Annotated in this window: 21 protein-coding genes; 7 read left to right on the top strand and 14 right to left on the bottom strand. The window is 65.4% G+C overall.

The genetic code is table 11. The annotated features are described in order from the left end of the window. Positions 1-11: 11 nt before the first annotated feature. The 3 genes from CK489_RS34750 to CK489_RS34760 form a co-directional block, all read right to left on the bottom strand. Positions 12-884, bottom strand: coding sequence for an MlaD family protein (locus CK489_RS34750; RefSeq protein ID WP_050631176.1), 873 nt, complete (start codon positions 882-884; stop codon positions 12-14). Positions 885-1,003: 119 nt separating this feature from the next. Further along, positions 1,004-1,774: an ABC transporter ATP-binding protein gene (locus CK489_RS34755; RefSeq protein ID WP_095735445.1), complete on the bottom strand. Its 771-nt coding sequence runs from the start codon at positions 1,772-1,774 to the stop codon at positions 1,004-1,006. 2 nt (positions 1,775-1,776) lie between these two features. Beyond that, positions 1,777-2,910, bottom strand: coding sequence for an MlaE family ABC transporter permease (locus tag CK489_RS34760; protein WP_050631175.1), 1,134 nt, complete (start codon positions 2,908-2,910; stop codon positions 1,777-1,779). Between the two features lie 141 nt (positions 2,911-3,051). Here CK489_RS34760 and dgcA point away from each other — a divergent pair, with 141 nt between their 5' ends. Next, positions 3,052-4,053: an N-acetyl-D-Glu racemase DgcA gene (gene dgcA, locus CK489_RS34765; protein ID WP_095735446.1), complete on the top strand. Its 1,002-nt coding sequence runs from the start codon at positions 3,052-3,054 to the stop codon at positions 4,051-4,053. Here the strand turns inward: dgcA and CK489_RS34770 are convergent. Then, entirely contained in the window at positions 4,023-5,225 is a 1,203-nt protein-coding gene (locus tag CK489_RS34770; protein WP_095735447.1) for an MFS transporter, read from the bottom strand. The two genes, dgcA and CK489_RS34770, sit on opposite strands and share 31 nt — an antisense overlap. Before the next feature lie 75 nt (positions 5,226-5,300). On the opposite strand from CK489_RS34770, the gene CK489_RS34775 reads away from it, so the two are divergent. Next, positions 5,301-6,614: a hypothetical protein gene (locus CK489_RS34775; protein ID WP_095735742.1), complete on the top strand. Its 1,314-nt coding sequence runs from the start codon at positions 5,301-5,303 to the stop codon at positions 6,612-6,614. Between the two features lie 138 nt (positions 6,615-6,752). Further along, positions 6,753-8,336: a caspase family protein gene (locus tag CK489_RS34780; protein ID WP_245350625.1), complete on the top strand. Its 1,584-nt coding sequence runs from the start codon at positions 6,753-6,755 to the stop codon at positions 8,334-8,336. Between the two features lie 74 nt (positions 8,337-8,410). Here CK489_RS34780 and CK489_RS34785 read toward each other — a convergent pair whose 3' ends face one another. The 4 genes from CK489_RS34785 to thiD form a co-directional block, all read right to left on the bottom strand. After that, positions 8,411-9,400, bottom strand: coding sequence for a threonine/serine dehydratase family protein (locus CK489_RS34785; RefSeq protein WP_050631171.1), 990 nt, complete (start codon positions 9,398-9,400; stop codon positions 8,411-8,413). 56 nt (positions 9,401-9,456) lie between these two features. Next, positions 9,457-10,548 (bottom strand): glycosyltransferase family 4 protein, encoded by a 1,092-nt coding sequence (locus CK489_RS34790; protein ID WP_095735448.1) that lies wholly within the window; start codon positions 10,546-10,548, stop codon positions 9,457-9,459. After that, entirely contained in the window at positions 10,545-11,357 is an 813-nt protein-coding gene (locus CK489_RS34795; protein ID WP_021078021.1) for a UDP-2,3-diacylglucosamine diphosphatase, read from the bottom strand. The genes CK489_RS34790 and CK489_RS34795 overlap by 4 nt, the downstream gene beginning before the upstream one ends. A gap of 251 nt (positions 11,358-11,608) precedes the next feature. Continuing rightward, positions 11,609-12,406, bottom strand: a complete 798-nt coding sequence (gene thiD, locus CK489_RS34800; RefSeq protein ID WP_095735449.1) for a bifunctional hydroxymethylpyrimidine kinase/phosphomethylpyrimidine kinase — start codon at positions 12,404-12,406, stop codon at positions 11,609-11,611. 191 nt (positions 12,407-12,597) lie between these two features. Here thiD and CK489_RS34805 point away from each other — a divergent pair, with 191 nt between their 5' ends. Then, positions 12,598-12,843 (top strand): Lrp/AsnC ligand binding domain-containing protein, encoded by a 246-nt coding sequence (locus CK489_RS34805; protein ID WP_016845986.1) that lies wholly within the window; start codon positions 12,598-12,600, stop codon positions 12,841-12,843. Positions 12,844-12,982: 139 nt separating this feature from the next. Here CK489_RS34805 and CK489_RS34810 read toward each other — a convergent pair whose 3' ends face one another. Continuing rightward, complete coding sequence (locus CK489_RS34810; protein ID WP_158226537.1) at positions 12,983-13,588, bottom strand: TetR/AcrR family transcriptional regulator; 606 nt, start codon at positions 13,586-13,588, stop codon at positions 12,983-12,985. Between the two features lie 125 nt (positions 13,589-13,713). Here CK489_RS34810 and CK489_RS34815 point away from each other — a divergent pair, with 125 nt between their 5' ends. Together CK489_RS34815 and CK489_RS34820 are read left to right on the top strand one after the other, a co-directional pair. Further along, a complete protein-coding gene (locus CK489_RS34815; protein WP_128089664.1) occupies positions 13,714-14,388 on the top strand; it encodes a hypothetical protein in 675 nt (224 codons plus the stop codon). Positions 14,389-14,408: 20 nt separating this feature from the next. Next, positions 14,409-14,762 (top strand): DoxX family membrane protein, encoded by a 354-nt coding sequence (locus CK489_RS34820; RefSeq protein ID WP_198961103.1) that lies wholly within the window; start codon positions 14,409-14,411, stop codon positions 14,760-14,762. Between the two features lie 38 nt (positions 14,763-14,800). Here the strand turns inward: CK489_RS34820 and CK489_RS34825 are convergent, their stop codons facing one another. Further along, the gene (locus tag CK489_RS34825; protein ID WP_095735451.1) at positions 14,801-15,739 is read right to left on the bottom strand and encodes a c-type cytochrome; all 939 of its coding nucleotides are present in this window, start codon (positions 15,737-15,739) and stop codon (positions 14,801-14,803) included. Positions 15,740-15,904: 165 nt separating this feature from the next. Here CK489_RS34825 and CK489_RS34830 point away from each other — a divergent pair, with 165 nt between their 5' ends. Beyond that, positions 15,905-16,327, top strand: coding sequence for a CHRD domain-containing protein (locus CK489_RS34830; RefSeq protein WP_095735452.1), 423 nt, complete (start codon positions 15,905-15,907; stop codon positions 16,325-16,327). Positions 16,328-16,417: 90 nt separating this feature from the next. On the opposite strand, the gene CK489_RS34835 is transcribed toward CK489_RS34830, so the two are convergent. The 4 genes from CK489_RS34835 to murJ form a co-directional block, all read right to left on the bottom strand. After that, a complete protein-coding gene (locus tag CK489_RS34835; protein WP_050631163.1) occupies positions 16,418-16,864 on the bottom strand; it encodes a c-type cytochrome in 447 nt (148 codons plus the stop codon). Positions 16,865-16,966: 102 nt separating this feature from the next. Further along, positions 16,967-19,276 carry a xanthine dehydrogenase family protein molybdopterin-binding subunit gene (locus CK489_RS34840; protein ID WP_050631162.1) on the bottom strand — a complete coding sequence of 770 codons (2,310 nt, stop codon included), beginning with the start codon at positions 19,274-19,276 and terminating at the stop codon, positions 16,967-16,969. A 108-nt stretch (positions 19,277-19,384) separates the two neighbouring features. Continuing rightward, positions 19,385-20,320, bottom strand: a complete 936-nt coding sequence (locus tag CK489_RS34845; protein ID WP_095735453.1) for a DUF1152 domain-containing protein — start codon at positions 20,318-20,320, stop codon at positions 19,385-19,387. 83 nt (positions 20,321-20,403) lie between these two features. Further along, a complete protein-coding gene (gene murJ, locus CK489_RS34850) occupies positions 20,404-21,933 on the bottom strand; it encodes a murein biosynthesis integral membrane protein MurJ (RefSeq protein WP_095735454.1) in 1,530 nt (509 codons plus the stop codon). Positions 21,934-21,968: the final 35 nt, after the last annotated feature.

Genomic DNA, 21,968 nt, shown 5'->3' on the forward strand with positions numbered 1-21,968 from the left:
GGCGGCGCAGCCTACTGCCGGCGCCGCGGCCCAGGCGCTGCGGCGGCCGGAGCCGGCGCGGGCTCGGGTGCGGCGTTGTTGCTGCCGCCGAAGATCACCCGGCTCGGATTGCGGTCGAAATTGTTCACGGCGCGGCTGATGTCGGCGAGCGTGCGGCGGCCGTCGTTGATCAAGAGATTGGAGCGCTTGTCGACATTGTCGGCGAGCTCGCGGATCGACTTCACCATCTGGTTCAGCTCGCTGCCGTTGTTGCCGCCGGCGATCGCATTGAGGCCCAGCATCAGATTATCGGCCTTGGCCATCACGCCGTCGACCTTGACCATGACGTTGTCGATCTTCTCGGAATTGCGCGCCAGCGCCTCGGTGAAGACCTCGAGGTTCTTCAGCGAATTCTTCACCGACTGCTGATTGTCGGCGACGATGCGGTTGACGTTCTGCAGGGTTGCCCGGATCGCCTCGGTGACGTCCTGCAATGCGTTGGGATCGGCGGTCAGAACCGGGATGCCGTCTTCATCGAGCGGCACCGGCGGGGCGGCCTCCTCGCCGCCCTTCAGCGAGATCGCCGCGACGCCGGTCAGCCCCTGGAATTCGAGGCCGACCAGGGTGTCCTTGCGGAGCGGTGCGTTGTTCTCGATCATCGCCAGCGCGACCACGCGCCGCGGGTTGTCGAGCTTCACCGAAACCACTTCCCCTATTCGGATACCGTTGAAATTGACATTGCCGCCATTGCGCAGGCCCGACGCCGGCCCCTCGAAGATCACCCGCAACGGGCTGCGCTGCTTGGTGGTGTGCAGGCTCTGGAACCACAGCACGAAGCCGAACGCGGCGGCGATCACCGCCAGCGTGAAAGCCCCGATCAAGACGTAGTTCGCCCGCGTTTCCATCAATTGCTCGCGTTATTCACTCTTGGGCTCCCGCGCAGCCAGTCCGCGCGAGCCCGTCGAATTTCCTGTTGGCGCATGATCTCGTCCGAAAACCGGTCTCCTCGTTGCGGGATCATGGGCTAGGCCACAACGGCTCGGGCGCGCTTGCCGTTGAAATATTGCTGCAGCCATGGATGCTGCGATGCCTTCATGTCGGCGATCGATCCTGCTGCAATGATCTTACCGTTCCCTAAAACGGCGATACGGTCGCACGCGGTGTAAAGACTGTCGAGATCGTGGGTTACCATGAAAACGGTCAGCCCCAAAGTGCGCTGCAAGGTGCGCACCAGCTCGTCGAAATCGCCGGCGCCGATCGGATCGAGGCCCGACGTCGGCTCGTCGAGAAACACGAGCTCCGGATCGAGCGCGAGTGCGCGCGCCAGCGCGACGCGCTTGATCATGCCGCCGGACAGTTCCGACGGATAGCGATCGGCGACCTCGGGCTTGAGGCCGACCATCACCAGTTTCGCGACCATGATCTCGTCGAGCAGCCGCTGCGAGACGCGCAGGTATTCGCGCGCCGGAAACTGGATGTTCTGGCGCACCGTCAGCGAGGAGAACAGCGCGCCCTGCTGGAACAGGATGCCCCAGCGCCGCTCGACGGCGCGGCGCTGCGACGAGCTCGCGGCATCGAGATCGACGCCGAACACTTCGATGCTGCCGGAGACCTTCGGCACGAGCCCGATGATGGTGCGGGTCAGCACCGACTTGCCGGCGCCCGACGGCCCGACGAAGCCCAAGATCTCGCCGCGCTTGACGTCGAGGTTGAGGCCGTCGAGCACCCGCGTCTCGCCGAATTGCACGGTGATGTCGCGAACCCGGATGATGGCGTCGTTGTCCTCTTCCGCCATGATCACATCCCGATCGAGGCGAAGAAGATCGCGAACACGCCGTCCATCACGATCACGAAGAAGATCCCTTTCACCACCGAGGCGGTGGTGTGCTGACCGAGCGATTCCGCCGAGCCCTGCACCGCCAGCCCCTCGACGCAGGCGACGATGCCGATCACCGCCGCCATGACCGGCGCCTTGACCATGCCGACGATGAAATGGTCGATCGATATGGCATCACGAAGGCGGAGCAGGAAGGCCTCCGGATCGACGCCGCCATAGAGCCAGGCCACCAGGCCCCCGCCATAGAGCGCGGCCATCGCACCGAGGAAGGCCAGGATCGGCAGCGCCAGCACCAGCGCCAGCATGCGCGGCAGGATCAGGACCTCGATCGGATCGAAGCCCATGGTGCGCAGCGCGTCGATCTCCTCGCGCATCTTCATCGAGCCGAGCTCGGCGGTATAGGCCGAGCCTGAGCGGCCCGCGACCATGATCGCGACCAGCAGCACGCCGATCTCGCGCAGCACCAGCACGCCCAGCATGTCGACCACGAAGATGTCGGCGCCGAACCTGCGGAAATGGAAGATGCCCTGCTGCGAGATGATGCAGCCGATCAGGAAGGTGATCAGCACCACGATCGGCACCGCGCGCAGACAGACCTGCTCGAGGTGATGCACCGTCGAGGTGAAGCGGAAGCTGCGCGGATGGATCAGCACCTTGGCAGCCGCGGCCAGCACCGCGCCGAGCATGTCGACCAGCCCGATGATGGTGCCGCCGATCCCGGCCACGGTGCGCCCGATCTGCTCGAGCATGCCCGATATCAGCAGCGGTTCGCGCGCCGCCTTGGGCGCGGGGCCGACGCGGCGGACCTCGTCGACCAAGCTGGAATAGTTAGCCGAGAGGCCCGCGATCTCGGCTTCGGCGCTGGCATCGCTCAGGCTGCGGCGCAGCCGCTCGATCAGCCAGGCGCCAAAGGTGTCGAGGCTCGCGACCTGCGACACGTCGATGAAGATGTGGGGACGGCTGCCGCGCAGCTTCTCGGCGTCGGAGACGATCCGCTCGAGCGCCGGCGCAAAGCGGGCGGTCCAGTTGCCCGCCGCGCACAACGCCAGTCCTTCGCCTTGGGCTATCCGCTCCAGTGTCGGGTCGCCGCTCACCTTTTGCCCACCCCTCAAGCCGGCTGGCCGCCGCTCACGCAGATCTCCGGCGATCCCGGATCGGCTTGTCGAATCTGTCACTAACCAGCCATAGTTGGTTGCGCGTCGCAAGCTACGGTTCAGGAAATAGTAGACTTTAAAATGACTTCCAGCCCGTCCCAGACCATTTCCTTGAATGCTCGGATCGAGCGCTGGCCGATCGCAGGCTCGTTTACGATCAGCCGCGGGGCCAAAACCGAGGCCGTCGTCGTGGTTGCGGAGGTCAGCCAGGGCGGCCTCATCGGCCGCGGCGAATGCGTGCCCTACCCGCGCTACGGCGAGACGCCGGAGGCAACCCTGGAGGCGATCCAGGCGATGCAGGAGCCGCTCGCCGGCGGCATGGATCGCGCGGCCTTGCAGGGGCGGATGCCGGCTGGGGCCGCCCGCAATGCGCTGGACTGCGCCCTGGCGGACCTCGAGGCCAAACGCGCCGGTCAGCGGATCTGGAACCTGCTCGGCCGGCCCGCACCGGAACCCCGCACCACCGCCTACACGATCTCGCTCGGGATACCCGAAGTGATGGCGGAGGCCACCGCGAAGGCCGCGCATCGCGCGCTGCTCAAGATCAAGCTCGGCGGCGACGGCGATGGCGCGCGGATCGCCGCCGTGCGCAAGGCGGCACCGCGCTCCGAACTGATCGTCGATGCCAATGAAGCCTGGACCGAGGACAACCTTGCCGCCAACCTCAAAGCCTGCGCCGATGCCGGCGTCACGCTGATCGAGCAGCCGCTGCCGGCGGGCAAGGACGAGGCGCTGGCGCGGATCAAGCGCCCGGTTGCGGTGTGCGCCGACGAGAGCGTGCATGACCGCGCCTCGCTCGCGGGCCTGCGCGGCCGCTATGACGCGGTCAATATCAAGCTCGACAAGACCGGCGGGCTGACCGAGGCGCTTGCCATGGCGGACGCCGCCCGCGCGCTCGGCTTCGAGATCATGATCGGCTGCATGGTCGCAACCTCGCTGTCGATGGCGCCGGCGATGCTGATCGCGCAAGCCGCGCGCTTCGTCGATCTCGACGGTCCGCTGCTGCTGGCGAAGGACCGCGACAATGGCCTGCGCTACGAGGGCAGCCTGGTCTATCCGCCCGACGCGGCGCTGTGGGGATGATGATGGGTTAGGCGACGACGCGCCAGCCACATCACGAGCCCGCCTGCCGCCGCCATCGCGGCCATCATGTCGTAGACGCCGAGCCCGAAGCGCGCATAGACCATGCCGCTGACGATCGCCGTGGTGCTGGCGACGATGCCGCCGCAGGCGGTGAGATAGCCCTGCGCGCGCGCCATCACATGAACCGGCACGTGATGCACCATCAGCCCCATGATGCCGACCTGGGTCAGACCGAAGCTTAAGCCATGTCCGAGCTGGACCACGGCCAGCACCGCAAGCGGCGGGTCCTGCGCCGTGATCGCCCAGCGCGCGACGGCGCTGGCGGCCGCGATCATCACCAGCACCGCCGACGGCAGCGTGAAGCGTGGCGAGGCAGCGAACAGCACGATCTCGGCGATTACGCCGAGCACCCAGAGCACCGCGATGGTCAGGCCGCTGAAGCCGGCCTGCTGCCAGGCAATCGAGGCGAAGATGTAGTAGGCGCCGTGGCTGCCCTGGATCAGCGCCGAGGACACGATGATCGCAAGGAAGGTGGGATTGCGCAGGAGCCGCGGCGAACCGGCCGCGTGCGCTACGGTGGCGACCGGGCGGCCCAGCGGCCGCAAGGTCAACCCGACCAGCGCGCCGAGCACGGTCACGGCCGTGATGATCCAGATCAGGTCGACCTCCGCGACATAGCGCAGCAGGAACCCGCTGATCAGCGCGCAGACCGCGAAGGCGGCCGAGCCCCAGAGCCGCAGCGGCCCATAGCTGAGGCCGAACTGCCTGACGCCGCGCAGCGCGTAGGCGTCGGTGAGCGGCACCATCGGCGTCCAGACGCAGCAGGTCAGCGCATAGACCGCGAGCAGCACGAACGGCTGGTGCTGGGTGCCGATCACGGCAAAACCGAACGCGGTGGCTATTCCCGTAGCGATGATCGCGCCGCGCAGCATCTGGCGCCGTTCCGCGGCTGCTGTGACCAGCGGCAGCACGGTGAAGCGCGTCACCGGCGGCACGGCGGTGATGATGCCGATCCAGGTGGCATCGATCCCGATCGCCTTCAGCCACACCGTGAAGAACGGCAGATGGACCCCGGTCATGCCGAACAGCGTGGCGTAGAATGCCGCGAGCCTTCGCGCGAATCGCCGCGATGCAACCTTTGCTGCAATGGGGATTTGTGATTCGGAAGACATCAATTCAATTGCGATTCGCGCGATATCGTGGTGATCGTTAGCGTAACGCGCTGTGATTTGCGCGAAGAGATTGTGATGGCCGAAGAAGCATTCGCCCTGTCGCCGATATCCGCCCGCGCGGCCCTGCCGAGCGAGGAGGACTATGCCGCGATCAGCGCGGCCTTCATGGAGACCTCGCGGGGCCGCTGGTTCCTCGGCGAATATGCCAAGCGCAACCGCAACGCCGACACCCGCATGGTGCTCGATGCCGTGGCGCGGATCGAGGACAGCCTCAGCGCGCAGCGGCAGGCTGCCCAAGCTGCCGTCAGGGACGAGCAATTGGCGCAAGCGCTGGCCGCGCTGCGCGGCGCGATCGAGGCCGCCCAGGCCTCCGCCATCACAGCGCTCGACGGCGTCAGCTTCGAACAGAATCTCGCGCCGGTGCGCAAGGGCGTGCGGGTGATCCGGGAGATCTCCTGGCGGCTGCGCGAGATCGGCAATGATGGGCGGATCTGCGACATCATCGATTCGCAGGCCAGCGCGATCGAGGCCGGCGCGTCACAGGTTTCGATAGACGACGCCAAGGCCGTGCTGGATGCCGCATTCGCGGGGCTGGCCCGCCGGCTCAGCGAGTTCGATCCGGACAAGGCGGCAATGCCTGCGACCAAGCCGGTCATGGCCGAAGTACCGGTTGCGGAACCGGCAGCGGCCACTGCTTCACCGCCGCCGTCAGCCGAAAGCGCCGCAGAGAGCGCGGTCCCCGATGCGACGTCGGCGGCCGCGCCGTCGACACCGCCTCAGGAAGCCGCTGCAGCGCCGACCGCCGAAGCCGCGATGCCCGCTGCAACGCCGCCCACCGAGGCTGCCGCGGTGGCAATGCCGCAGCCGAGCGAAGCCTGGCTCAAGGCTGAAGCCGCACTGGCCGAAGCCGAGGCCGCCGAACTCGCCCGCGTCACCGACGAGGCGGCCGCCGACGCCCATGACGAAGCGGTGCTCGACCTGATCGCGATGGAAATGGGCGCACCCGATCCGGTCGACGAAGAGGCGATCGCCGAGGAAATGCGCGCCGCCGAGGAGCTGCGTGTCGCCGAAGCGATGGCCGCCGAGCCAGAGCCCGAAATGGTTGCACCGGCCATTCAGCCCGAGCCTGCACCGGAGCCCGAGCCGAAGGTCGAGGACAAGCTCGAGCCAGCACTGGTGGTGGAAGCGGCGGTTGCAGCGGCTCCGGCGGCGGTGCCACCGCCTCTCCCGCCGACCGTTGCGGCTGCGCCGGCTCCTGCGGCAGAGGTCTCGCTCGGCTCCACCATCATCGCCAGCGGCCTTTTGAAAAAGCCGAACGTCGCGGCCAACGATCCGCTCGCGCCGATCCGCCGCATGACTCAGGCCGAGAAGATCGCGTTCTTCTCGTAAGCGCAGGCGTGCTCACGCTACGCCTTCACCTCCGATTGACCGCCCACGCTCCGTGACCCAGCTCACGTACCGCGGCCGCATCCGCGTCTAGCCTCCCCTGCGACCGGTCCGCACCGGGATCAGCATTGGGAGCGCGCGATGGTCCGCCTGACATCCATCATGATATCGGCCGCCTTGCTCGGCCTGTTGATCCTTGCTGCGCCCGGCACAGCGTTTGCCGAGGCCACCGGCGTCACCGTCGGCAACGCACCGCAGGCACCGGCGCCATCCATCGATCAGACCGCTTCGCCGGCAACACCGACCGCAGCGACGCCGGCTGTACTACGCGGCCCCGAGCAGCGCGTGGCGCTCGTGATCGGCAATGCGAACTATGAGAATGCGCCAAAACTCGCGAATCCCGGCAATGACGCGCAGTCGATGGCCGAGCTGTTGAACGCGGCCGGCTTCGAGGTGATCTCCGCGACCGACCTCCGGCAGGGCGACATGGTGAAGGTGTTGCGGGATTTCTCCGACAAGGTCGCGGCGCGTGGCCCGGGCACGGTCGCCATGATCTACTACGCCGGCCACGGCGTGCAGCTCGCCGGCGAGAACTATTTGATCCCGGTCGATGCGAAGATCGCGACGCCGTCCGACCTCGACGGCAATTCGGTGCGCCTCGTCGACGTGATGGGCACGCTGGAGAACATCCCGAGCCGGATGCGGATCGTGGTGCTCGATGCCTGCCGCAACAACCCGTTTCCCAACGTCAACGACGCCGGCCGCGGCCTTGCCGTCGTCGACGCACCGAACGGCTCGATCGTCGGCTATTCGACCGCGCCCGGCATGGAGGCGCAGGACGGCAGCAACGGCCACAGCCCCTACACCAACGCCTTCCTGCGGCTGGCGCGCGAGCCCAACCTGCCGATCGAGCAGCTGTTCAAGCGCATTCGCCTCGAGGTCAACTCGACGACCGACGGCCGCCAAACGCCGTGGGAAAGCTCGTCGCTGACCTCCGATTTCTATTTCTTCGGCGACACCGCCGTCGCGTCATCGCGTGTGCCCGCGAACGACCCAGTCGTGCAGATGGCATCGAACCTGCCGAATCGCTCGGTGCGCCAGGCCTATGACTTCGTGCTGTCGGAGGGCCGGCCGGACTATTATGAGGAGTTCATCCGGCTCTATCCGCGCGATCCGCTGTGCGACCGTATCCGCTTCCTGCTGACGAACTGGTTGCAGGTCGCGGCATGGCACAAGGCGGTGCTTGCCAACACGCCGTTCGCCTACAAGACCTTCCACGACAATTTCGCCGGCGGTCCCTACGCGCAGCAGGCCTTGAAGCTGCAGGCCCAGCCGAAGGCGGTGCCGCTGATGCAATTCACGCGGCTCTCAAATCGTCTGGCCTTGCAGCCGGTCAAGGCGGGCCTGCAGGGCGCCGGCGGCAATGGCCAGATCGGCGGCGGCAGGATCGTCAACATGCCCGCGCCCGGAGCGAAGCCGGCCGGGATGCCGAGCACGATCGGCAAAGGCAACATCGCGAGCCTTCCTGTTGCAAATGCCGGCAAGAACGCATCAAGCCCGATCATGAAGGACGGCGACCGGCACCACGTCCGCACCGGCCGGCAGACTATGCAAGTCGACCGGATGCGATCAGGCGGGGGTGGCCGTGCCGTGTTCCACGCAAGCCCGTCAGGCTCGCATCCCGGCGGAATGGGCGGCGGCCACCATGGCGGCTTCAGGCACTGATCGGCCACGTCGCACAACGAAACGGGGGAAGAGCGACCATCGCCCTGCCCCCGCAGCTTTTCAAAACGCCGATCTCAGGCGACGAGCTTCGCGAACAGGTCGGCGTCGACATTGCCGCCCGAGAGCACGATGACGACGTTCTTGCCCTTGGCGTCGATCCGCCCCGCAAGCAGCGCGGCGAGCCCGATGGCGCCACCGGGTTCGACCACTAGCTTCAGCTCGCGATAGGCAAAAGCAACAGCTGCACCAACCTCTTCGTCGGAAGCGTTCACACCGTTTGCGAGCAACTTGCTGTTGATCGCAAAGGTGAGCTCGCCCGGCATCATCGCCATCAGCGCATCGCAGATGGTGCGCGGCGCAACCGCATGCGCCTCGCGATGCCCGACCTTGAGCGACAGGGCGTGATCGTCATAGCCCGCGGGCTCGGCGACGATCACCTGGGCCTGCGGATATTTTGCCTTCACCGCGGTGGCGACCCCCGCGATCAAGCCGCCGCCCGACGCCGGCGCGACCACGATGTCGGGCGTGAGCCCGAGCGCCGCCATGTCCTCGGCGATCTCGCGGCCGGCGGTACCCTGGCCCGCGATCACGAGGGGATCGTCATAGGGAGGCACCAGGGTGGCGCCACGCTTGCTGGCGATGCCGCTCGCGATCGCCGCGCGGTCGTCGCGATCGCGATCGTAGAGCACGACTTCGGCGCCATAGGATTTGGTCCGCTCGCGCTTGGTGAGCGGCGAGTCCGCAGGCATCACGATGGTCGCCTGCATGTTGAGGATCTTTGCCGCCGCGGCGACGCCTTGGGCGTGATTGCCCGAGGAGAACGCCACGACGCCCCCGCTCCGCTGGTCCTGCGGGATCGAGGCGAGCTTGTTGAAGGCGCCGCGGAACTTGAACGACCCGGTCCGCTGCAGCATCTCGGGCTTGAGGAAGACCCGGCTGCCGACACGTTCATTGAGAACGGGGAAGGTCAGGAGCGGCGTGCGCACCGCGAACGGCGCGACCACCCTTGCGGCGGCATCGATGTCCGCGGCAGCGACGGGTGGATTTAGAACGGTGTCCGTCATTTGCGATTTGTATCGCGGTGGGATGCAGCCCGGCAAGACGCTTTAGTGTGACTTGTCTAGCGTGAGGTGGGATGCGGGGCCGGCAGGGCCGCGAAATGGTGCTCCTCGGCGCCGAATTCGAACACTTCCCCCTCGCCGTCGGGCGCCGCGGGGCGGATGTTCATGCAGCGCTCGATGAACACCCGGGCCGACGCCTGCCAGGTGTGGAGCGCGGCGAAATCGACGCAGGCCTGCGGCGGGATGCTGAGCGCCTCCAGGCAGGCATGGTGCAGATCCTCATCGAGCACGCCGACCGGCGCCGCGCCGATCACGTCACGGGGACCGGTGACCGGAAAAGCGGCAACCGGCAGGCCGCTCGCCAATGCCTCGAGCAGCACCAGGCCGAACGTATCGGTGCGGCTGGGGAAAACGAACACATCGGCCGCGGCATAGATTTCAGCCAATTCTTCCCCGTGGCGGGCGCCGAGGAAGACGGCTTCGGGATATTTCCGCTCCAGCGCCGTCCGCGCCGGGCCGTCGCCGACCACGACCTTGGTGCCGGGCAGATCGAGATCGAGGAACGCCTCGAGGTTCTTTTCCACCGCCACCCGGCCGACGCTGAGATAGACCGGCTGCGGCAAACAGAGATCGACGTCGCGTGGATGGAACAGCGCGGTATCGACGCCGCGCGACCACAGCACCACGTTGCGGAAGCCGCGCTGGCGCAGCTCGGCGGCCAGCGCCGGGGTTGCCGCCATCACCGCCCGGCTCGGCCTGTGGAACCAGCGCAGCGCGCGCCACACCCAGGCTTCCGGAACCGGCGTGCGGGCCGAGACATATTCGGGGAAGCGGGTGTGGAAGCTCGTCGTGAACGGCAGGCCGTGCTTGCGGCAATAGCGGCGAACCGAAATCCCGATCGGGCCTTCGGTCGCGATATGGATGCTGTCGGGCCTGGCCGCCTCGATCATGCTCGCGACCTTGGCGCGGTACGGCAGCGCCAGCCGGAGATCGCGGTAGCTCGGCATCGCGAAAGTGCGGAACTCGTCCGGCGTCAGGAAACTGACCTCGACGCCGAGCGATTTCGCCGCCTGTGCCATCATGGTCAGCGTGCGGACAACCCCGTTGACCTGGGGATGCCACGCATCGGTCGCGACCAGGATATGCGTCATGCAGCGCGTGCCGTCACTCGCGGAACTGGCGCGATCCGGCGCACCGGATCGGTCCAGGTGATGATTTCGAAGCTGCCGTCCTCGTGCTCGGCGAGCGCGGTGCAGCTCTCCACCCAGTCGCCGCAATTCATGTAGCGGATGCCGTGCTCGTCATGAATCGTCGCGTAGTGGATGTGTCCGCAGATCACGCCGTCACAGCCGTGGCGCCGCGCCTCGCCCGCAAGCGTGGCCTCGAACGCGCCGATATAGTTCACCGCCTTCTTGACCTTCAGCTTGGCCCATTGCGACAGCGACCAGTAGGGAACGCCGAACATCTTGCGGAAGAAGTTGACGAAGCGATTCATCTGGATCGCGAAGTCGTAGGCCTTGTCGCCGAGATGGGCGAGCCAGCGCGCGTTCTGCACCACGAGATCGAAGATGTCGCCGTGGATCACGAGATAGCGTTTGCCGTCGGCGCCGGTATGGACAGTGTTCTCCACCACATCGATGCCGCCGAAATGGGTGCCGTAATATTTGCGCAGGAACTCGTCGTGGTTGCCGGGGACGTAGATCACCTTGGCGCCCTTGCGCGCCTTGCGCAGCATCTTCTGCACGAAATCGTTGTGGGTCTGCGGCCAGTACCAGTTCGACTTCAGCGCCCAGCCATCGACGATATCACCAACGAGGTAGATCGTGTCGGCATCGTGAGAGCGGAGGAAGTCCAGCAGACGGTCGGCTTGCGAACCGCGGGCTCCGAGATGGACATCGGAGATAAACAAAGTGCGAAAGCGCCGCTCGGGGCTTTCTTCACTCAAGGAGTCACTTCCCATGCCTGTGCACCTAACAGATTCCTGTGACAAGGCGATGACGATCCCCGCGACCTGAGGCTCCACAAAGCGTTAACGAGAATCAGCAGCGCGCCCCTGCCCTGCGGATAACAGCCGCATGCGACAATCTGGCGACATCGGCGGTCGCCGCTGTGCGTAACAGACGCGGTGTTGCGGCATGTCGCGGCGGAACAAGGTGCGCAGCCGACGAAGCGATGATGCGTAGCCCGGATGAAGCTACGCGCTGCGGCAGCTCAATAATATTTGTGGAAGTGATGCACCGGCCCGTGGCCGCGGCCGACGGCGAAGCGATCGGCGGCGGCGATCGCCTCTGAGATCCATGTCTTGGCGTTGCGCACGGCGATCTCCATCGTCTCGCCCTTCGCGAGTCCTGCCGCGATCGCCGACGACAGCGAGCAGCCGGTGCCGTGGGTGTTTGATGTCGCGATGCGCGGCGCCGATAGCGCGATGCTGCGCTCGCCTTCGATCAGGTAGTCGATGCTCTCGGCGCCGTGGCCGTGACCGCCCTTCACCAGCACCGCGCGACAGCCCATCGCCAGCAATCGCTTGCCCTGCCGCTCGACGTCGGCCTCGCTTGCCGCAACCGGCTCGTTCAGCAGCGCCGCTGCTTCCGGCAGGTTCGGCGTGACCAGTGAGGCCAGCGGAAACAGCATGGTCTTCAGCGCATCGACCGCCTCGGCGGCGAGCAGCCGATCGCCCGAGGTTGCGACCATCACCGGGTCGAGCACGATGTGCCGCGGCGCCCAGCGCTTCAGCCCATCGGCGATCGCCGCGATGGTCTCGGCCTGCGCCACCATGCCGATCTTGACCGCGCCGACGGCAAGATCGGAGAACACGGCATCGATCTGGGCGGTGACGAATGCGGCGGGCACCGGCTGGATGCCGCTGACCCCCGTGGTGTTCTGCGCGGTCAGCGCCGTGATGGCAGAGGCGCCATAGACCCCGAGCGCGGCAAAGCTCTTGAGGTCGGCCTGGATGCCCGCCCCGCCCGAGGAATCCGAGCCGGCAATGGTGAGCGCGACCGGCGTCATTTTGCGGCACCGGCGTTTGATAGGAATGAGACCATCTGGAATGAGACCATTATCTGTCCTAGCAAGGCCGCCGATTGCCAGCAAGTTCGCCTGACTTTACCGCAAGTTGGCCCTGCGCCTGCCCCCTTGTCCCCTTGCCTTGGCCGCCGGTTTTTGGCCTATAGTCGGCCAAATCCCCGGAGACGACTTTGATGGTTCCTTTCTTCGTCCAGATCAAATGCAAGCTCGGCCAGTCCTACACCGTCGCCAACGCGCTGGCGGAAGCCGAGATTGCCTCCGAGATCTATTCCACCGCGGGCAATTACGATCTGCTGGTCAAGTTCTATGTCGACCACGACACCGACATCGGCCATTTCATCAACGAGAAGGTTCAGGTGATCCCGGGCATCCAGGACACCCTCACCATCATCACCTTCAAGGCATTCGGCGCGAAGTAGCGCAGCGATCTTCACGCGTGCCGGATTGGACGGGCGCCGCTAAAGCGCGATGAGATTAGGTTGAACCATCATCGCGCTTTAGATTCTTGCTAGGCATGATCTTTTCGGAAAACCGCTTCGCACTTTCCCGGATCATGCTCTAGGCTGATGGCGCCGCGTCGATCAACGCCTTCAGGAATGTGACGACGATCCGGCCACTGCGACTGACTTCGCCGGCCCGCGACAAGAGCGCCATGCCGCGGCCCAATGCGATGAAGCCGGTAGCGATCTCGACGGGATCGGAGGGCGGCTGCTTGCCAAGCGCTTCGAACAGACGCGTCACCAGCACGCCGAGGGCACGGCGGTGCTTGCGGTTGAGCTCGTTGTAGCCTTGCGCGAAAGTCGGGCTGCGCAGCGCCTGCAATTGCAGCTCGATCGCCAGCACGGCAAACCCCGGATCCGAGTTGGCGGTGGCGGCCCATTTTTCGAGGCCGGCCATCACCTTCGCAGGCTCGCCGGACGCCTGGCCCAATACGCTTTCGATTTTTGCACGCTCCTCGGATTGGTGCTGTTGGACCAACTCCAGGAGGATCGCCTCCTTGTCCGGAAAATTCGAATAGAACGCGCCCTGCGAAAATCCGGCCGCGTCGGCGATGTCGCGCACCGAGGCCTGCGCAAACCCCTTCTTGATGATCTCCTCGCGCGCCGCCTCGATCAGGAGAGTCTTCGTACGCGCCTGACTTTCCTCGCGATTCAACCTGGGCAACGGATCGGCCTCCCGAATTTGCAAATACCAATTGATTTTCAGATATCATCTGATATCTAATTTCAGATAGCAGTTGATATTTATAACTCGACGAGTCGGCTGGACGCGCACGGAGTAGCTATATCATGCAGATCAGGGGATTGGACCGCACGCTCGCGATTCTGGCGACGCTCGCGGCGTTGACCGTCGCCGCCATGGTGATCGGTATCCTCACCACCAAGGGTTCGCAGGACTTCTTCCAGACCGCCCGCTCCGTGGAAAGCTATGGCGCCCATCTTGGAACCCAGCTCGTGCCGTTCGGTGTGCGGCTCAATCTCGGGCTCGATAATCTCTTCATGATCTTCTACGGCGCATTTTTCACCGTGCTGGCCGCCCGGCTGCGCACGATGTTGGACCCCTATCTGCTCGGCATTGCGCTCGCCGCCATGATGCTCACCGTTGTCCTCGATTGCGTCGAGAACCACCACATCATGACCATGGTGCATGCGATCCAGAACGGATTGCCGCTGTCGCCGGCCGACGGGGAGCTGCAGATGATCGCCTCCCAGGTCAAGTTTCACGCCAGTTATTTCGCGGCCCTGCTGTTCTCGTTCGGCTTCCTGCAATTCGGCAGGCTCGGCCGGACGATCGCCGTGGTGCTGTGGTGCTACATCCCGTTCGGCGTCCTGATTTCGGTCACGCCGGTGGAGCAGGCGAAGGCGCTGGTGCTGGGACGGACGATCTTCTTCGTCTTTGCCTTCATCCTGTCCGCCGTCCTGTTCGCTTCACAGGCGAGAAGCCACGCTCGGAACAAGCAATGACAAGCCCGGAGGGTCCACTGATGCCGATCACGATGGTAACGATTGCCGGACGAAGCCTGCTCGCGTTGCTGTTCATCCTTGCCGGCGCAGCCAAGATCGCCGGCCCCAAGCCGTTCCTCGACCACATGGCGGCACACCACATTCCCGGCTTGCTGCTGCCGCTGGTCATCGCGCTCGAGCTTGGCGCGGGCCTGGCGTTGCTGATCGGCTGGCAATCATGGCTCGCCGCCGCCGCGCTGGCGCTGTTCTGCCTTGCGACCGCGTTCGGATTTCACCTCGACCTCGCCAACAAGGCGGAACGAACGCTGTTCTTCAAGGACCTCGCGATCGCCGGCGGCCTGATGGTCATTGCCGCCGGCGCGTGGCGCGGATAGCAGGTCAAGCATCGCAGATAGGAGCCGTCACCGCGCCATCAGGAGGGATTCGTCTTGTCAGCCTTGCGCGTCGGCTTCGGCGGTCCGTCGACTGGCGGCAGCGACTTGATGTAGTCGGCGATCGCGTCGCGATCGGACGGCGAGAGCTGCGAGGTGTTGCGGATCACGCGCACCATCGAGCTGCCGGCGCTATCTCCGTCCGGTGTCTGTCCGCTCTCGAGGAAGTAGGCGATATCCTTGGTGCTCCAGTCGGCGATCCCCCGCGGCGTGATGTTGGGCACCCAGCCCTCGCCCTCGGGATTCGGGCCACCGGCGAAACGTTGCGAGCTGACGATGCCGCCGAGGAAATTCCGCGGGCTGTGACACTCGGCGCAATGGCCGAAGCTGTTGACGAGATAGGCGCCGCGATACCAATGCGCCGAGCGGCTAGCGTCGGCGACGAACGGCTTGCCGTCCATGAACAGGAATTTCCAGACCCCGACATTGCGCCTGATGTTGAAGGGAAACGGCACGTCGTGGTCGCGCACCTTGCCGGCGACCGGCGGCAGGGTCTTCAGATAGGCGAACAGGTCGCGCACGTCGTTGACCCTGGCGTGCTGATAAGACGTGTACGGAAAAGCCGGGAAATAGTGCGTCCCCGACGGCGAGGTGCCCTTCATGACCGCGGTGACGAAATCGGCCTCGCTCCAGCGCCCGATACCATCGTTCGGATCGGGCGAGATGTTCGGCGCGTAGAAGGTACCGAACGGCGACGGGATCGCGAGCCCGCCGCCGAGCCTGGTGCGGTCGTCCTGCTTCGGCACCGCATGGCAGGAGGAACATCCACCCGCATTGAACGTTGTGAGCCCGTTGGCGAGGTTGGGCTGGTAGGCGGGCAGCGCGCCTGCGGCGACGGTCGCGGGGATCGTCAGCCACCAGAACACACCGAAGCCGATCAGGCCGGCCAGGCCAGCCAGCAGGAGAATTCGTCGCAACATTCACCGATCCGTCATTGGTCGCGTCAGTTCATCAACCAGTATGATGGCAACCGGTCGCACAAGCTCGCATCAAATTTGTCGCACTCCCGATCAATTTGGGAATAAATCCGGAGCGCCGCGGTTTGAAGATTGCAACCATCGTGTGACGTCAAAGGGGAGAGAACCATGCCAAACAAGACCTTGCTAGCCACGCTGACGCTCGGCGCCGCGATTGCATTCGCGGGCCCGGCCCTGGCCGAAAAGCTGCACGCCAAGCTGGACGCCAAGTCTGAAGTGCCTGCGAATACCAGCGCCGGTACCGGCACCGCCGACATCGATTACGATGCCGCCACAAAGAAACTGAGCTGGAAGCTGACCTATTCCGGCCTGACGGGCCCTGCGACCGCAGCGCATTTCCACGGCCCCGCCGAAGCCGGCAAGAATTCCGGTGTCGCAGTGGCAATCCCGAACGCGACGTCGAGCCCGGTCGAAGGCAGCGCCACGCTGACCGACACGCAGGCCGCTGACCTCCTCGCCGGCAAGTATTACGTCAACGTCCACACCGCGGCGAACCCGGGCGGCGAGATCCGCGGCCAGGTGACGAAGTAAGGTCAACGACAAACGGCCAGCACAACAAAGGGCGGACGCGTCACGGCGTCCGCCCTCTTCATTGCTCGAACGATGACGGCCCGATGACCATCAGCCCTTCTTCAGGCGATAGGTCTCGTGGCAGCCGCCGCACTGCTTGCCGATCACCGTCAGTTCGGCCTTCAACGTGTCGACATCCTTGATCTTGCCCTTGGCGTCGGTGACGGACTTGGCAAAGCTCGCGATGTGCTGCTCGAAGCCGGCCTTGTCTTCCCAGATCTTCGGCCCGGCCGAGTAATCGCCATCCGTCTTGAGGCCCTTGCTGCTTTCGGGGAACAGCGTCGGCAGCTTCTTGGCGGTGTCCTCGAACTTCGCCAGCGCAGCGTCGACGGTTGTCTGGTCATAGGGCTTCTCGCCCTTGATGATGGCGCCGAGCGCACCGGCGTTCTTGCCGGTCTCCTTCATCTGGGCCTGGGTCTGCTTGACCTGTTCCTGGTCGGCCACGACGGCACCCGCACTCAACACCAGCATCGCAGCAACGACGACAATCCGCTTCATCGGCAAAATCCCTCAATTCGCTCTGTCCCGGTCCGCAGGTGCGCGGCCGGCCTGGTTTGCAAACACCGCAGGCGGAATCTTCATTCCGCCTGCGACAATTTATCAGAGAGTATGGCGGCGCTGCGCCTCGCGGATCGCAACCCAGACCCGCTCGGGCGTCGCCGGCATGTCGATGTGGTCGATCCCGAACTCGCGATGCAGCCCCTCGACGATCGCATTGACGACCGCCGGGCATGAGCCGATCGCGCCGGCCTCGCCCGCGCCCTTCACGCCCATCGGGTTGGTCGTGCACGGCACGTTGTGGGTCTCGAACACGAAGGACGGGCCGTCCGAAGCACGCGGCATCGCATAGTCCATGAAAGTGCCGGTGACGAGCTGGCCGTCGGTCTGGCTGTAGACCGCCTGCTCCATCAGCGCCTGGCCGATGCCCTGCATCGCGCCGCCATGAACCTGGCCGGCCAGCATCAGCGGATTCAGCGTGACGCCGAAATCGTCGACGATGACGTAGCTGACGATCTTGATGATGCCGGTTGAGGGATCGATCTCGACCTCGGCGAGATGCGTGCCGTTCGGATAGGTGCCGTCGGCGCTCGCGAAGGTCGCGCTCGCGTTCATCTTCGATGTGTCGCCGCCGGGACGCTTGGCGAGATCGGCAAAGCTGACCGAGCGGTCGGTGCCGGCGATGCGGATGCGGCCGTCTGCGATCTCGAGGTCGCCGGCGCCGGCTTCCAGCGCCTGCGCCGCAAGCTCCTTCAGCTTGTTGCCGAGCTCGTGCGTCGCCCGCTGCACGCTGACGCCGCCGGACGGGATCGATGCCGAACCGCCGGTGCCGAGGCCGGTCGCGATCTTGTCGGTGTCGCCCTGCAGCACATGGACCCGCTCGGGCGGCACGCCGAACTGCTCGGCGACGATCTGCGCATAGGCGGTCTGGTGGCCCTGCCCGCTCGACTGGGTGCCGATCAGGATCGAGATATCGCCATTGGGATCGAGCGCCACGTTGGCGGTCTCCTCGCCCATGGTGCCGCAGACCTCGACATAGCTCGCCATGCCGATGCCCCGCACCAGGCCGTCCTTCTTGGCCGCCTTGGCGCGCTTGGGAAACTCCTTCCAGTTGGCGATCTCCATCGCGCGCTTCATGTGCGCGACGAAGTCGCCGGAATCGTACACCTTGCCGGTCGCGGTCGTGTAGGGCAGCGACTTCGGCGGAATGAAGTTCTTGCGGCGGATGGCATCCGGCGTCATGCCGAGCTTTCGCGCAGCCGCGTCGACCAGCCGCTCGATCACATAGGCAGCCTCCGGGCGGCCGGCGCCGCGATAGGCATCGACCGGCACCGTGTTGGTGAACACGGTGCGGACGCGGCAATGGAAGGCCTGGATGTCGTAGAGGCCCGGCAACATGCCGGCGCCGCCATGCGGGATATAGGGTGCGAAGGTCGAAAGATAGGCGCCCATGTCGCCCATCAGGTCGACATCCATGCCGAGGAATTTGCCATCCTCGGCGAGCGCCATCTTCGCGGTGGTGAGATTGTCGCGGCCCTGCGCGTCGCCCATGAAATGGTCGGAGCGCTCGGCGGTCCATTTGACCGACTTCTTGAGCTTGCGCGCCGCGACCGAGATCAGCGCATATTCGCGATAGGGAAACAGTTTTGTGCCGAAGCCGCCGCCGACATCCGGGCAGATCACCCGCATGTTCTCCTTCGGCATCTTCAGGATCATGTCGCAGAGGATCTCGCGCAGCCGATGGCTGCCCTGGCTGCCGATCGTCAGCGTCAAATGATCCTTCTTGGCGTCGTATTCGGCGACCGCGGCCCGCGTCTCCATGAAGTTGGTGATGACGCGCGGATTGACGATGGTGATCTCGGCCACCGCATGCGCCTTGGCGAAGGCGGCCTCGGCGGCGCCCTTGTCGCCGATCGAGACGTCGAACAGCACGTTGCCGGGCTTGTCCGGCCAGACCTGCGGCGCGCCCTTCTTCACCGCGTTGACGAGGCCTGCCACCGCCGGCAACGGCGTCCATTTGACGTCGATCGCCTCGATCGCGTCACGGGCATGATCGACGGTATCGGCGACCACAAAGGCGATGGCGTCGCCGACATGGCGGACTTCATCCTTGGCAAGGATCGGATAAGGCGGCGCCGTGAACGGATCGGTTTCGAGGTTGAACAGGCACGGCAGGCCGCCCAGTTCGGCGACATCGGCCGCGGTCAGGATCAGCGCCACGCCGGGCATGCCGCGGGCCTTGCCGGCATCGATCGTGTAGGTCGCATGCGCATGCGGCGAGCGCAGCATCAGCGCGTGCAATGCGGGAGACGGTGCGACGTCGTCGGTGTAGCGGCCCTTGCCGCGAATCAGAGCGTCGTCCTCCTTGCGCCGCACACTTTGTCCGACGCCGAATTTGATGGGAGCTGCCATCGTCTCTCCAATTTCCTTGGTGTGTTTTGCGCATATTGGCGTGGTTGTCCGCGAAGCGCAAACGCCTTTCTGGGGGCGTTTTGCCCCTTGCGGAGCGGGCCTCGATCACTATAGCGGGATCGGGCGGAACGGCCGCGGCTCGATGGTCTGCCGGTACAGCTCGACCGCCCGGCTGGCCTCCTCCATCCGATCCGTCTCCATGAGACCATCTGCGTAGGCCATCCGTCGGACGAGGTGCGACGTCGCGAAGGTCCAATACTGAGACATCAGCGGGTTGATGAACAGATCGCTGCCGCTGGTGCGGCTGGTGGCATGATAGTTTCCGAACTCTCCACGCACGGCGCTTGCGATCGAATTGCAGACGATGCTCGGATGAGCCGGTTGGCGCTGGTTGGCGTAGTCGACCAGATCGAGAAACGCCGCCCCTTCCGCCGTTCCAGACGACAGGGAAAAGGCACCGAGAAATCCCCCATCGGCTGTCAGTTGCGCGACGTTCTCAAGGAAGGCGTGGTGTGAGACGCCATGGAAATGATCAATCCCGAAGCCGATCGCAGCGAGAAGCGCCCGCCCCTCGGTGGCATTCTGCGCAGCGACGATCGATACCGCATCTTCGATGATGGTGCCGAGTCCGGGCTCGTCGCCGAAAATAATACTATCGGTACCTCCATCGACCAGCACAACCAGATCAATCTGGTGTTGCTCGATGATCCAGCGGTAGCTGGCTGCGAGCGGCCGGACGCCACTCTTGGCAAAGGCGTAGATCGGCACCGCGCGCCCACGGGTCGCAAGCCATTCCGCCAGCCACTTCTCCGGAAAATATGGAATCTCGGCAGAGCTGCGATCGACCCGCCACGCGGTCGGATTGATGCGCTCGCCGCCGCAAAGCCAGAGATTGGTGAACGAAAAATTCCCGAACACCACGTGCTTTCCGCGCGACCAAAGGCGCTCCGCCAGGGGCACACCAGCGAACACGTCGAAGCCCCCGCCACAGCCTGCGATGAGGACGTTGGTGGCCTGCTCCATACGCTCGAGAAATGGAACCATGTGTGATGCAACCAAGGCGTTCGGGCACGACTGCTCCAACGCATTCGGGCATTATTCCAAGCGATTGACAAGATTAAAGAAATCTATACGCGCCGCAGGGCAAACAGCCAGCCGCGGCCGAACAGCGTGAGGATCAGCAGGCCATAGACGAAGACGCCGACCGCAACCAGCAGCAGCAGGATCATCTCGTCGCGGAAATGCTGCATCGGCGCGAACCACACCACCGCGAAATGCGAGGTCAGCCACAGCGCGACCGCTAGCAGCACGCCGCAAATCGCAAAAGTGCCGAACGAACGGATCAGCGCGCGATCGAGCGCGAGATAGCCGCGGCGCACGGCGAAGAACAGCACGAGCAGCAGGTTGACCCAGGCGCCGACCGCGGTTGCCAGCGCGAGCCCGACCTGCGCCAGCGTGCCGACCAGTGCGATCTTCAGCGCGACGTTGACCGCGACCCCGGTCAGCGCCGCCTTCACCGGGGTTGCGGTATCCTTGCGGGCGTAGAAGGTCGCAACCGCGCTGCGAATCATCACGAAGGGAATGAGGCCGACCGCATAGGCGGCGAGCGTGGCGCCCGCGCTCGCGGCATCGGCTTTCGAGAACGCGCCGCGGGCGAACATCGCGCGCATGATCGGATCGGCAACCGTCAGGAACGCCGCCACGAACGGCACCGAGAACAGCAGGGTGAAATCGAAGGCGCGGCGCTGCGCGGCCATGGCGCCGACGTGATCGTCGGCGGTCAGGCGCCGCGACATCTCCGGCAGCAGCACGGTGCCGATCGCGATCCCGATCACGCCGATCGGCAATTGGTTGAGGCGGTCGGCGTAATACAGCGCCGACAGCGCGCCCGCGGGCAGGAAGGTCGCGATGATGGTGTCGGCGAACAGCGCCACCTGCGTCCCCATCGATCCCAGGGTCGCCGGCCCCAGCGCGCGGAAGAAGGCGCGGACGTCCTCGTCGAGCCTCAGCGGCGCAAACCGCGGCAGGCCGCCATGGCGCGAGAGGTCGCCGGCGAGCAGGGCAAATTGCAGGAAGCCCGAGATCAGGACGCCCCAGGCCGCGGCATGACCGGCGCTGGGGAAGAACGCGGCGAGCGCCAGCGTCATCATCATCGCGAGGTTGAGGAAGATCGGTGCCGCGGCGGCGCTGGCGAAGCGATGCATCACGTTGAGCATGCCGCCATAGAGCGTCACCAGCGTGATCAGCAGCAGATAGGGAAATGTGATCCGCGTCAGTTCGATCGCGAGCTTGCGCTGTTCGGCGTCGTCGGTGAAGCCCGGCGCGAGGATGCTCATCGCCTGCGGCATGAACGCCATCGCCACCACAAGCAGGATCACCTGCGAGGCGAACAGCAGCGTGAAGATGCGGTCGGCGAACAGCCGTGCCGACGCCTCGCCCCGCTCGCCATGGACATGGGCGTAGGCCGGCACGAAGGCGGCGTTGAAGGCGCCTTCGGCAAAGATCGCACGGAAATGATTGGGCAGCCGCAGCGCCACGAAGAACGCGTCGGCGACCGGTCCGGCGCCGAGGATCGCCGCGAGCATGATGTCGCGTGCGAACCCGGTGACCCGCGAGAGCAGAGTATAGCCGCCGACGGTGAAGATGCGCCCAAGCATGCGCTGCTTCTAGCGCATGATTGCGTTACGAAAAA

It is taken from the genome of Bradyrhizobium sp. UFLA03-84 (genome assembly GCF_002289535.1).
Taxonomy (GTDB): Bacteria; Pseudomonadota; Alphaproteobacteria; order Rhizobiales; family Xanthobacteraceae; genus Bradyrhizobium; species Bradyrhizobium viridifuturi.